The sequence below is a fragment of the Woeseia sp. D3-10 genome, assembly GCF_055809415.1.
This window is the reverse complement of the sequence record NZ_JBVVTW010000007.1, coordinates 3,214,099-3,228,087: the sequence shown is the minus strand read 5'-3', so window position 1 is coordinate 3,228,087 and position 13,989 is coordinate 3,214,099. Positions and strand designations below refer to the sequence as shown.

At 53.2% G+C, this 13,989-nt stretch carries 6 protein-coding genes; all 6 read right to left on the bottom strand.

From position 1 onward, the window contains the following. Positions 1-620: 620 nt before the first annotated feature. Complete coding sequence (locus AC0L8N_RS14750; RefSeq protein ID WP_473668508.1) at positions 621-1,598, bottom strand: HNH endonuclease; 978 nt, start codon at positions 1,596-1,598, stop codon at positions 621-623. A gap of 255 nt (positions 1,599-1,853) precedes the next feature. Then, positions 1,854-3,989: a UvrD-helicase domain-containing protein gene (locus tag AC0L8N_RS14745; protein WP_473668506.1), complete on the bottom strand. Its 2,136-nt coding sequence runs from the start codon at positions 3,987-3,989 to the stop codon at positions 1,854-1,856. Further along, positions 3,986-10,414: a DEAD/DEAH box helicase gene (locus AC0L8N_RS14740; RefSeq protein ID WP_473668504.1), complete on the bottom strand. Its 6,429-nt coding sequence runs from the start codon at positions 10,412-10,414 to the stop codon at positions 3,986-3,988. The genes AC0L8N_RS14745 and AC0L8N_RS14740 overlap by 4 nt, the downstream gene beginning before the upstream one ends. Next, positions 10,414-11,514, bottom strand: a complete 1,101-nt coding sequence (locus AC0L8N_RS14735; RefSeq protein ID WP_473668502.1) for an HNH endonuclease — start codon at positions 11,512-11,514, stop codon at positions 10,414-10,416. Before AC0L8N_RS14735 ends, AC0L8N_RS14740 begins: the two co-directional genes overlap by 1 nt. Positions 11,515-11,564: 50 nt before the next feature. Further along, the gene (locus AC0L8N_RS14730) at positions 11,565-12,275 is read right to left on the bottom strand and encodes an OmpA/MotB family protein (protein WP_473668500.1); all 711 of its coding nucleotides are present in this window, start codon (positions 12,273-12,275) and stop codon (positions 11,565-11,567) included. Between the two features lie 8 nt (positions 12,276-12,283). Beyond that, positions 12,284-13,978 (bottom strand): MotA/TolQ/ExbB proton channel family protein, encoded by a 1,695-nt coding sequence (locus AC0L8N_RS14725; RefSeq protein ID WP_473668498.1) that lies wholly within the window; start codon positions 13,976-13,978, stop codon positions 12,284-12,286. Between the last annotated feature and the right edge of the window lie 11 nt (positions 13,979-13,989).

Below are 13,989 nucleotides of genomic sequence, written 5' to 3'. Positions count from 1 at the left end.
CCTTAGTAGGCGCGCCGTATACTCCCAGCCATTGTGCCAACCACGCAATGTCTTTGCACGATCAAGAGGTCCTGCCAGAATATTTTTTCTCGCGTCTGTCTGCGCTCTTGCGCGAATTCGTGAACGAGTTTGGCCACCGCCCAAAAGGCGCGCGCGGCGATCTGCATCATGCACTTTGATCGAGCGATTCAACTGCTGGCGGAGGTTATCAGATGCCATGAACTTTACGCTCTGCCTATTTCCACGCGGTTTCAGAACCCAAAGCATCAGATACTCAAGCTCTTTCATGTGACCATCATAAACTGTCAGATAGACACTGAACCGACTCCACTTTTTCTGATGCCTATCACGCATGTGAGTTTTGGCCGACCCATCAGATTCTTCGCTAGTCCAACATAGTAGAGCGTATTGTTCCTGTAGAGAGCATAGACGCCTGACTTGCCGCGGATGAGCTCCCTAATTACGGATGGATACTGATCAAATACATCGCCAGACACCTTCTCAAGGTGCCCGGTAACTAGTTCTTTCTGCCGCTTTATTTCCACCATATTTCGCGCTCTCACTCATATGCTACCGGTAGTCATTCTTCCCCAATTCAAATACTCGCTATCGATACATTGTTACGGACCGAGAAATCTTCCAAAAACCTCTTCTCTGTGCCACAGCAATGCCTCGGAATGCGGTAGACACGACTCATCTTTTGGCAAGCATATTTGTTGGCCACCCAGGTCAAGCAAGCTGAAATTTCGGTGCGTTGCTGAGCCGGCCTCAGGATGAACAATGATTTCGTATTGATCTGAAATCGTGAAGATTCCTTTGTCGAAAGCCCAATGTACAGTGTGACTCATCGCTACACCGTTGCGCGGATCATCGGTTCCATTGACTTCCTTGGAAATTATGTGCGCGGCCTGCGCTTCTATGGTGTCTCCCAGAGCGAAACCTGAGCGCGAGATTGCACAAGTGTTGGCATAGTTCTCGAGTACAATCCTTCGAAAAGCTGCATCTCGCTTTATTCTCGAAACTTTGTATAAAGCACGGTCTTCAGCCGCAAACGGAGACCAAGCTTCAAGCGCCTCTAGTTGCAGTGCGGTGTCGATCAAGTCATCGCTCAGTGTCAATGCGGGATCGACACGCTCTTGAAATACATCAATGGTCATTTCTGCAATTCTAAAGAGCCTGTTCTGCTTGTCGAACTCTTCAATATATCCGAGGCCAAGTATTTTGTACCGGGCCCCTTGGGCGTGCGTTTTGTCCGAAAGTTGTTTTATTACTAGGACGGGCTCCCTGTCGTTCATACAGGTAAATAGAGACTTATTCGCTGCACTATCGAGCGAGCCAGATTTAGGTGAATAGGAAAAGGACCACGTACGATCTTGTTTAAACTCAAGTTGATCCGCGTAAGGGTTCTTGAGCATACTGGCGATGGTCAAGGCATAGGAAGAACCGGCGGGCTTGAATATCCCCTCAATCAAACTGTGAATCCGCTGCACCGCGGGAATAATTTCATGAGTACGCTGAATAAACGAAGCCGGCACCGTTCGCCCAAAAAACGGTGCAATCTGGCGATAGATTTCCCAGTGGGTTCCAGCTTTTATCATGCCAATATCTTCAATAGATCCAAAACATACGCATGATCTCGTCTCTGACTGAAACTTGAGTCATAATTCTCTTGCTGCAATTGAAAGCAATCTAACGGCAAGCGTACGTTCGCGAACCGTCGCAACCTACTCGTCAGCCGGCACCTGATCGATAATACGACTGCGCAAGGGCAAAACCGAATAACAGCCCCTTCCAATTCCACCCGACGCAGGTATTGCAAAGCCGGACACGCTGCCTCGTCAGTACCACCGACCTTACTCATTCAAGTCATCGCCAAGGAACGTGCTTTTCTCGCCATACCAAGTTACGTACAAGCCCTCTATCGCACGAGTACCTGCGACGTGGAACAACGCACGCTCGTTGATTTCACGAGCTCGCAACACCGTCGAATCTTCGGTGTTTGCCATCACCTGTGCCAGCGGCAGAACGTGACCGGCCACACCCACAATGAACACGACACGAAATTCAAGGCCCTTGATACGATGCATATTGGCGAAGCGGACCCCTTCTAGTTGGCTGTTGTCCGCAGTACTCTTACTTACTTCGCGACATGGGATATTCAGCTCGACAAGTGCTGCCCCAGTCGCTTTAAGGTAAGTCTTAGTTCGAGCGACTACGCAAACGCTTTGGGAGTCCAGTCCGCTCTCGATAAGGCGCGCGATTTCATTGGCCACCCAATTGGCTTCCGCTGTCTTGTCCGGGAACCCCTTGCTGACCGGACGCTCTCCCTTAATTAGAGATCGATAGCCCGCCATACCATCGGCCTCGCCGTCCAAATCATCAATCGGCACGCCTTCAAGGATCGCCGTTGAAAACCGTCGAATCTCCTCTGTAGTACGGTAGTTGATTCGAAGTTTTCGACCACGTCCTCGAATATTCACTCCGCAGCTGGCAAGAGAGGCTTTCCGCCCGTAGATTCTCTGATGCCCGTCGCCAACGACGAAGAGATCGTTCTTCCCCTCCGGCACTAGGGCCCTTACAAGCTTCATCGTCTCGGAGCCAAAGTCCTGTGCCTCGTCAACAACTGCGGCTTGATAGGGCAACTCAGAGTGTCCCGCATCAATCTCATCGAGAATTGCGAAAACCGCATCTTCCAGGGTCAATAAAGCAGCCTTGTGTAGCTGAAATCGTGCTTCCTCAAACACCGGCCACAATTTCGCCCTATTCTTGCGAGATAGCGGAACCCCTCGACCTACCCGGCTAGCACGGAAGTAATCCGCCTTCGTTAGGACTCGCTGAGGAAGAACCACCTGCAACCACTCCTCTTCGTAGAACGAGTCGGGCATGGAGAGCTCAGAGTCGGCAAGTTGCAAAGCCTTTCTCCAGCACTTTTCGTAAACATCTTGAGAAAAATAGACGATTCGCTCAGCTCGACAAAGCTTCTTCAAATGACGATGAACCCAGGCGTCGATATGGACAACGTCAATCTTTTTCATTTCCTGCGCAGAGCAAATCTTGCGAAGATTCGCTTCTATATCCATTGCCAGATTCTTGGTGAATGTTGTAAATAGCAACTTCTCATCGTCACCCAATACCTCTTTCACCAGCCACCGAGCTCTGTGCATTGCAACGACCGTCTTCCCAGTGCCAGCGCCACCCAGAACTCGCACCGGCCCGTTCCAGTCACGTTCAACCAGCTTTCTCTGCGTTGGATGAAGAAATACCCGCCATTGCTCAAGAGGAGCTTCCAGCATCTGCTGCAACTCCAGTTCGTCCTCTACCACATGGAATCGACGCTTCGACTGAGGCCGCGCTAGTGCCGCAGCTATATCGTCAGCATTGACTACCGGCCCGTCAGGCTTTCCATACTCCTGCATCACTTCGTCGATGTGAACACCATCTGCGATGAAATAGAGCGCCTCGAAGACTTCTATTGGAAGCGAATCCTGGATAGCTTCAAGCTCCTCGACAGTGCGCAATGCCTTCACAGACGATAGCCGCTCGTCAGGGACTCCGAGTCGAAGTAATTCCCTGTCTCGCAGCGTAAATAGTGGCGCTACAGCTTTCTGACCGTCCTTTTCCGGAACCGCTTTTGCCGCTGCCTCGCCGCGCACCACTTCATACAGTTGCAAGCTGCCAGTTTCCGGATGAATCTGGCAGCGATGCTTCCGAGCCCAGTCGTAAGCATCATCGTGCTTGTCCACCCACAGCAAAACGAAAATGTTGCCCTCGTCCGGTGCCAACACAATTCCCCGGTAGTCCTGATCGATTCTCACCGACCGGAATCGCGGATTCGCCGCCGAGTTTATCGTCTCGTAGTTAATTCCCGGTGCCGTCGGACTCGCCCGAAACTTGGACACGAACGCATTGATCTTCCTCTGCTGCTGTCGCGGAACTTTCGCAAATGCGGTGAAGAAGTCTTGTGAAATGGCCACTCGTACTTTGGTCATTTGAAGGCACCTTGATCAATCAACTGCTTCATTATTGACACTGTCTCATCACTAGCATGGAGTATCGTCCAACCCTCGAGAGACTCAACTATCGCGTCATTGGCTATCACGACTTTTTGCGTCCGCCAAACCAGTTCCGCCACATCACCACTAACAACGATGTCACCGTCTGGTCCCTCTATATCCAAGCCCACCTCAGGTTCCGGCAGGCCGAGCTCGCCTAGCGCATTCAAAAAGTCCGAACTCAGGACGCTGTCCCTCACCGAAATGCTCCATGCAGATTCGCCAGGCGTCGCAACCTTCTCACTCTGGGTCTTGCTTATATCATCGGCGAACCGACATACCTGCGCTGTTAATCCGCTCTCCAGTGAGTTGTTGGTTGCCAACAAGAACCGTGGCAAGAATTGAAGCTGGTTAGCTGCATGCCAGAATGCCCTCCAACGATCACGGCCTTCCTTACTATCCGCTAGATCCCGATCATCGAGACAAATAAGTATGGCCAACTGCTCGGCTAACCGGTCGACCGAACCACCCGGTGCCTCCAAGCAAACTGCCAACATTTGCCCCTCAACCGCGGTCTCCAGTGATTTCAACAGCCCCCCCGGAACAGCTCGCTCATTTTCCAGACCCATCGCGTCAATCACGTACTCGGGGGCTGCTTCGCGTACCTCGTTAAGTACTTGAGCCTTTAGTTCAAGGTTTTCTGCGGCCTGCGGTTGAAGTGCGGTGAACGCACGCCACGCGGCCCTCTGCTGAAGTGCCTCGTCGGCACTTTTGGGTTTACGCAGTAAGTCTGCCAGCCATTCCATTCCCCCGCGGGCACTCTGGCTCTTGTGCAACCGGCCTGAGAGCCATCCGCCAGCGCTGGCGAGATCGTCAAAGACACGCTCAAGTTGTGGAACTGCGGGCGTCAGTGACATAACATCGCCAACCACTGGCGGCGCAGGCTTGCCCGTCGTCGGAACGTCCTGCCACGTCAAGGTGTAGACCCAGTATTGGCCGCTTCGCAATAACGCCAGACGCTTACAAGCGTCCTCGTCAACAATGTCTCTGTGGAATGCATAGCCGTCGGTGTACACAGCAATTGGTCGATACTTCTTACGATCATCTTCACGTGCCGGGCGCAAGACGACGTCGATCTCTGTTTGTCGGGCGATGCCGTCGCTGGGGCCAACCATGACCTGATGTTCGACCAACCATGCAATTGATACACCATCACCCGCATCTAGCGTCAGCAAGTGTCCCGCCTTGCCATTAACGAGGTGCTTCGCCATCTGCGCTCTAGGAAGCCGGCCAAGCGCATCGATGAAGTTCTGCTCAAGTTGGCTCTCAATCAGCACGTTCGTGTTAATTTCGGACAATGACTGAACCTGCTCAAGGTCGTCCTGCCTGTCTAGAATTCGCCCCAACAGCTCAATCGCACCCTTGCGGGTTATCGTATCCATGTTTCGGCTGTCCCTATAGCGCAATATGCAGCTATAACAACCGTCCTTTCCTTCGTCCGTCGCGCAAGCACAAGCCGTAAGCGTTTTGTGAGCAAGCTCCAGCACGCGGAACAACTTGGATGGCTTCAGCATTAGTTCTTTCAGATACCCAGTTCCGCCGGGAATGCGATCGTAGATCAGCAAATAGACCCGCTCCGATGAAGCGCCATTTGCGGGCTCGCGCATATCGGTAATTTCCAAGTGCTGCACATCGCCGCGAAAGTACTCTTGCAGACCCAGGTTCAACGCGGCAATGAAGGAGTTAAGTGCCTCGTCTGAATAAGCCACGTCGCTAAGCGGCAGCAGGATTCGAATTGCCTCGGATGTAAGTTCTCGGTAGAGGTACAAACTGTTGAGGTAGTCTGATGGCTCCTCAGAAGTGGGGTCTTTGCGTAACTTACAAGTGAACCCGTGCATAACCTCATTAATTCGAGGCCGCTTCTTCTGTACTTTCCCGCAGTGCTTGCAGACTCGGAAACCCTTTCTCGATACCTCATTGCCTGCTACCGAAAATACATGAGCATCACCATCGGGCAGGCCAAAATTCACTTCGCGAAATAAGACTTTCGGAACAAATTCAAAGCCGAATGGAAGGTCATCGCCTTTAAGTCGAAACCCGCCAGCTCCCGCATCTGGAGGAATATCGACCAACATCTGCCGATTGAAGAAACTTGCCTCGCGTTGCTCCGATTCATCCCCGATCCGACTATCGCGATCGTTGACCGTCGAGTACACCTGCCGCAGGCGCAGTACGGCATGGCGCTGGCCTGCATCAGTCCACTGCGGGCTCCCGCAACGGGGACAGGCACTGTGCGGATCATCTACATCAACTCGTGCGCTGTATTGGCAACGATCACAAAACCGCCAGTGCTCGACTTTCGAGAGGCTTAGGTCAACCTGGTCTATTTGCAGTCGGTGACTAACCGCAAGGAAATGATTTTCGGGAGCAAGCTCACTCAGAGCTGACTGCGCTGGCCGTTGAAACACGTAAGTCGACTTCTCATACGCAGAATCCCCGTCTTCACGTTGCTCTTTTGATTTGTAGCGCAGTATGACGGAACGTAACGTGACCCCTTCCTCCGGAAACGCATAGTTTGGCAACAACCCTTCATCCGTGAAGAAATTCAGCATCAATTGCGTATTCATGCTGTACAACAACGACAACAATGCACTGCGCTCTTGGTCTAGGTCCTCAAGTAGAGCGGCAGTGGATTCATCTTGCGGAATTGTTTGCAATCGCTGCTGCTCCTTTTTGAGCTCCTTGGTCCGCCTCAGCAAGGACTTCCGTTCGTCGACGACCTCCTGCAAACGTAGAATCAGGCGATAGGACAAGCCCCCATCGTTGTCATTGCGGACGTATTCCCTTAGATAGTCGCGCGCATCCTCATCCAGATCGGGGAAAAGTGAGAAGAACTCCTCAATGAACCATGAGTGATTGGCATGGATAAAGCCGATTAGCGTGTACGGAAACTGGTCTTGATGCTGGTGCTCTACCGCATCCAGTACCTTGCGCATCTGCCCAGGCATTGCGGATTCTGCTATTCCAGAGTTAGTCCATTTATCGAAACCAAACGCCAGTAATTGCCGTGACAAGACGGCCATGGCCTTGAGAAAGACGCCGGGCGTATCTATGGCGCCGGCCATCATCTCAATGGGCTCGTTATAAAAGTAAAGGTCGTGATTGCGGCCATTGGCGATAGTAATCGACAACGCGTTGCCGTCCTTTCGGCCCGCACGACCGATCCGTTGAAGGTAATTTGCCTGTGCGGGCGGCACTGAACAAAGAAGAACCGACGACAAGGCTCCGATATCAATGCCCATCTCAAGGGTCGGTGTTGCCGACAAGATATTGATATCCCAGGGTTCACTACCATTGATGAACGATTCCTCGACAGCCTCACGTTGGTCTCGAGGCAATAGACCGGTGTGTTCTGCCGGTACTAGCCGCCGTGGATCCGCTGTTGCATATTCGTGATAGCGCGGTGCCCGCACGGCGTCCTGATAACTTCCAAAGCAACCCGCACGCAAGCAGGTCATGCCGTGGTAGTCGCCGGCGTCCTCGGCGGGGATATAGGTGGAATGTCGGCAATCAGAGCAGCGCAGCTCCGCGGTTTGTGTATCCAGTAACAAGCGTTCCGCATTCAACATCCAGATTGCCGAATCTGCTATCTCTCGATCTACCAGCCAGCCGGCCCGAGTAAGGCAACGCGTCAAGAGTGTGAAAATTTGCGGCGCTTCGGCCGAAGCAAGTACATTTTCCCGACCAAGCGTCTTCTTCAACCACCGCTCAGTCCAGCTGTCGCCTTTGCTTTGCAATAGCGATTCGAAGTTGCTGCTCAGGCGCTGCATCGACATAGCGGCAGGAGGTCGTATTGACCGGCCATAGTTTGGCATCCAGGGAATGCGCTTGTTCAGAATGAATTCGTTGCCCTTTCCATCCAGGTAACCATTAAGCGCCGGGTCGTAAATCGCGCCAATTGATCGCAAGTGTTGAAACCAACCAAGCACGAAGTACATACACGCATCAATTGTCAGATCACGTAGCCCTTCGATCTCGTCCCGTAACTTATCGACAAACGTAGCCAGGTCATGCCGTAACCGTTCACTGTCGACCCCAACAGCGACAACCCCACTCCTCTCTAGAGAGCGACCGAAGTTGCCACGCCGCCCAAACTCAGCAATGCACTCCCAGGCCAGTCGCTTCGACACCATGTCGGCAAGGTCGGACCTCGCAGGCAATTTGCCAGTCTCTTTAAGCGCGTAGTAGCTCGCCAGCCATTGCATGTTGGGGGCGATGAACAACCCACAGAAACGAGCATCATTCCCGAGACGATGTCGCCAGTGCTGCGGCAAGAGATCACGCATTTCCTGCAAAGAAATCCGGCCATTCTGACCATTTAGCCAACTCGCCATTGCGTGACGCACAACATTGCGCCAGGTGTTTGCGCTGATAAAGCCTGCACGATGCGCAGCATCCTGAACCGAATCCGAGAACGCAATTAGCTTGAAGTCATCGTTGTACGGTGTGGTGAATAGGCGGCCGCTCAGGACACTAGCCAATGTGGCGGCCCGATAGCCCACAACGGCCAGCGAATTCCGCGAATCACACTGTGGACAGTCGTGATGCCCAACTAGCCGGCTTTGACTATTGCGCCGGGAAGTCCGCGACATTGGTGGCATCCAGACTTTACGGGTAGCAGGCGACCCACAGGCACTGCAGTCGAGCTCACTCGAGATAGACTGCATTCGTCGGCAACTTGTGCAGAACTTCATTGCCAATCCGGGTTCATCTTCATCAGGGGCAAGCGGCACCAAGAGACGCGCCTGCGGCGACTCGTCAAACCAGTGTTGATAAAAAGACTGCAGTTCACAGTCGAGCTCACTGTCTCCCTTCTGTGCCACCGCTCCCCAACCGGCCAAATGGCATTCCCGACAATGTAGTAACGGTAGGTGCAATGGATTTTTGGGGTCTTTCAGGTCATCCGAGAACCTAAGTTCAGGTGCGCTGTCGTCTCCGGGCACGGAACAAACCATGCGACGCAACTCGCGCAACCATAGTTGCAAACGGACTTGCAGCAATGGCGACAAATCAGCATCTGACTCGACCGGCGCCTTTTTTGCCTGTCTGGCAGCAGAAATTAGCGACAACAAGCTAATCAGGACTAACTCCGCTTTCGGCAACGGCATCTGTAGATGCTGTGCCCAATCTGCAGCCAACTCGCCTAGATCAACTAGAGACTCAGCCGCACGTATCAGCGCATGATAGGCCTGCAATTTCGGTAACAACTCGGCAAGACTCAAATTGGCTTCGCGCCGTCTCGCAGAGTCAGTTGCATTGAGCGGGGGCAGCTCCGCCGCGCGGTCCCCGCTCAGTTCCGGAAACCAAATGTATGCCTGGTGGAATAAGTAGTCACCTTGGGTCTTATAGCTCGCCGGTTCCAGGCCCCTGACGTCGCGGTCTGGCCAACTATGAAATTCAATCGCTTCCTGACCCTCGCGATGCTCTTCCTGCGTTGACCCCAGCAGAAACTCCTCCGCGGACAGCCTGTCCTCAGTAATTATCGCGTCCTGCTCGAAATCAGTCGCGAAGATTCGACCTGCATACTCCAAAAGCTCGTCGGCGGACTCCGGGCCCATTGTCGCCGACGTGCCCACACAGGCCAGCTCTGTACCGGCTTGAAGACGGTGTCGCAGTCTGCGCACCAGGCACGCAAGGTCTGTGCCCTGCGCTCCGTCGAACGTGTGCAGCTCATCGACAATCAGGTAGCGCAGCATGCCCGCATCGTTGTGCTTCCAGATGTCCCGGTCTTTCGGCCGGATCAGCAAGAAGTCCAACATCTTGTAGTTTGTTAGCAAGATATCCGGCGGATTGCGACGCATTGTCTTTTGGCAGGTAATCACGCTGTTCGGCCCCATCGTCGTTGCGGCATTGACTTGCTCGCCACCGACATAGAGCCCGACCGTTAGGCGGGTTTCTAACTTGGCGACTTCCGCCGCGAAACGCCGGGCCTGGTCGGTCGCCAACGCATTCATTGGGTATACGATGATTGTCTTGATACCCGGCACGCGACGCTCAAGACAGTCTTCCAGCACCGGTAACATGAAACACTCCGTCTTGCCCGAGCCGGTGCCCGTTGCGACGATGGTCGATTTCCGGCCCTCTCCAGTCAATCGCTGAAACGCTTTGAGTTGATGATGGTACGGATCAAACGGCAGCTCGATATGGCGGAACGGTATCGCATTTCGACCGGCTGTCCGATACGGCAGCTTGATATCTAAATACGGTCCTTTGAAGAGTTCTCCTGGCCGGTTAATGATCCCATCGACCAAAGCCTGCTGATTTTGTCCCGATTGAAAATACGGAGTTGCGACTGGGAAAGCGGCACGAAGAAAATCATGGATAGCCTGCCGCAGTTCGATCGAAGCTACACCTGGAAGCATCAGCGTCGCCTCCGCCGCGTAGCGGCAACAAAGCTTGGCAGATCACTCAAAGCTTCAACCATCTCCCACAACGCCCAACCAGCGTTTCCTACCGCATCCCAGTCTTCCTGGCCGATAGCCAAGCCTACTTTGGCCGCCGGCCATGCCAGCTCCAAGGTTCCGATGGTTGCCCCCGCTCTGTCAGCAATATCAAGCCCAACTTCCGGCGGCTGTCCGCCCGCTTCGCGAAAACCCTCAAGCAAACCGCGAACGGCTGGATCGCAATACTCCAATGCCTCGTCCCAACTGGACTTGCGGAGTAAACCTTGGTCCCGACGTAAACGGTTAATGGTTTGCGTATCCTTATGCGGCACATGCATTTGCCCATGATCTGGCTGCAGGCGGTGACAAGAAACGCAAAGCGCTTTCAAGTTCTCCCTACGGTTGTCTCCCTTTACGCCATTGAGGTGGTGCACGTGCAACAAGTGCTTGTAGTTCTGCAAAGCTACACCGCATTGCTCGCAAGTCATGTTCATTTCGACTTTGACCCGCGCCGACACCTGCGGCCAGTCCTTGGAATACGCCTCCTCAGCAGTGTTGCCAGCCTTACGCCGTGGAACTTGTGTGAAGAATGAACTGTAAGTAAGGAAAAACTCGCCAATGTCGAATTCACTCGCAACGCGGTGTTTTCGCTGGCTGCTTGCGTTTGCTCCTCTGTAATTGAGAAGCTTCAGGCAGTTCTTGCACACCCAGAGGTTCGTTTCGCCCTCGATCGGTTCCCGTGATTCGTAGTCGTATCCACTGATAACGAAAACCCCGTCCAGTCGATTGGTTACAACGTAACGGTCAAAACGACCTTTTTCCCGCATGTTGTCCAGCGTCTGGCAATCAGCGATGTGAAATTTTTTGCCCTTCTCTCCGTCCATCAGTGCCTGTTGCACGTTTCCTGCGTGGTCCTGGATGTAAAGCAGGATTTGCCGGCCTTTGTAGCTGAGCAAGCCATTGTCAGTTTCAACCTCGGTTAGGTCGGGCAGCTCGATGCCGCTCTCGAGTTTAATATCGATGGGATCAATTGGTGCGGCACGGCTTGTAGCCTGAAAAGGCACAGATGTCGCTCCCATACGGCGCACCGCATCCTCTAAATCTCGGAATGTTAGATCCAGACGCAAGGCTACGCGTCCTCCAGAATCTTGCGAATCTGGGTTTCAGCATTGGTAATAACGCGAAATGTTACTCGACGTGAGCGTTCAACATCTTCTTCGCCGGTCGGACTCGGCACCGGACGAGATGATGAAAATCCAACGGCCGCGAATGCAGACTTCACCCAGAGGCGATCCTCATTATCCTTGGTCAGCCCGTACACGTAGTTCAACACCGAACGAGTTCGCCCCTGCGAAAGGGCCATATTGTTGAAATAGGCCAACGAATCGGACGCCGCACCTCTCCAAAGACTGCTGGTGTGGCCCTCGATCCGTATCTCGTTTACGGATCCCTTGAATCCACGAAGAACCTCAAGATAGCGCGGGAAAAAATCATCCAATATCAGTCGAAAGGGTTGCCGCAACTCAGTCTCACCGCGTTCGAACAAAACATCCGGCGCATGAAACTCAAAAGCGAGCGTATCTCGATCGATGGAGGCATCCCACTTAGGGAGGTCATCCTCGAACTCACTTTCTAGCGCATCGTATATGGCCACCTGATTTTCCTGGTAGGCAACCGCAATCTCTGTCACCCGATCACGTTCCTTGAACGCGTCCTGCATCAATGCAATTGCAATAAATAGGAACACCATCATCAGGCCGGCCATGAGGTCGGATACCGACAACCAATGAGCCCCCTCGCCTTCACCGCCCGATTTGGTTGGCCCGAATATCTTGCTCACATGCGGCATTAGCTATCGGCTCCATAGCGTTCCGACGGAGGCTCCGCCACACGCCGCACCTGGCCAACCACCTGAGCCATCTGATTGGTGAGCCCCTGATAGTCTTCAGTAAACCGCCTTGTAATCGACGCTAAGTGCCCGCCTAACTCGGACATGACGCGGATCAGCTCGTCTTGCATAGCCTTGTCCATAGCTTCAAGTTGGCCGGTAACAACTTCGCCAGTACGTACCGCAGTGCTCCGTAGTTCGTCCTCAACAGCAGTGAACGACCTCTGCATGGCATTGGTTTGTGCCCGATAAATATCCTCCATCACGCTTTCGAGTCGGTTCTGCATTTGCTTTAGCGCGTCTTCCACCTTGGTCTGGCTATCGAGGATATTGCCAGCAACCATATCGTTCGACTCTACAAGTGACTTAATCATGTTGCGTGCGTGTTCATTCACATCCTTGAACGTATCCTGCAACTGCGACCGAATCTGTTCACTGTGGTTGGCCAGGTCAGTCGACGCATTCATCATCGCTGCATTGGTCTGTTGAACACGATCAGTAAACTCCTGGGCCCCTTCCACCAGAGATTGGTGAACCTGCTGCCCACTCGTCATGATTTGTTCGCCGGCACCTTTTACTGCTGAAGAAACGTCTTTGACCATGGCATCCATTTGTTGCTTGATTTCCGGCACAGCTTCTACCGCCTTGTCCCGCATATCGCGGAAGGTCACCAGGTGCCTCTCGAGTTCGCCGAGCTGGTGCTGCGTGGTATTCAGTACCGTTTTCAACTCGCCCATGGCAACCGGGATCTGCTTCGACTCTTCGCTGATGTGTGCAACTGAAGATTCCGTCTGAGTGATAGCCTGAACGCCCTGCGCATACTGCTCACCCATCTGCTGCAGCTGTACACGGTAGTTCTCTTGCCATTCAACTAGTTTTTCTACGGCTGCATTCAGCGCTTGGAAATTTTCGCCAAACTGCTCTGTTAGATTGCGGTTAAAGTCCGAAATGACTTCACGCAATGCCTCGATGACCTGCTCGGTGGCGGACTTCGACATCATTTCGGCGAACTCATCGAGCTTCTGCCAGAGACCCGCCCGGAACTCCAGGAACCGATCGTCGTGAAGCTTAGATGCCTCGGCCAAAGCTTGTTGATACCCAGCTTGCTCCTTCTGCAGAGCCTTCATCTCATTTGCATCGTCACGGCGGTCACTACGCAGTAGGCGCACCTGGCTGATCAATGTACCGTCCTCATCGCCGACGATTGAATTCACCAACCGGTCCATCGCTGCACGCTGCCCCTTCAGCTCGGCGAAGATATGCTCTGGCCCTACTACCTCAGGCGTTTCCGCCTGACTGACCGGACGAAGAAAACCGCCGCTATCAATCACTTTGAATATGATTGCCATGGACATGCCGACGAGGCTGGTAATGAATGCCGTCTTAAGGCCTCCTAGCAGCGGCCCAATACTCCCATTGATATTGTCAACATCGAAATCGAGCAAGCCCATTACAATACCAATAAAGGTGCCGAGAATGCCGAGCGTGGTCAGCAAGTTTGGTGCGTAGTGAACTAACCCTTCATGCTTTCCCTGCTTCATGCAGCGCAGCGCGTAGACAAACACGAGGAAAATTCCCACCAAGAATGCATTGGTTACCGAATGGCTAGACATCCAACCTAAGAAGGACTCAACGAGTGACGCAGGTGACATCATGTGTGCTTCCT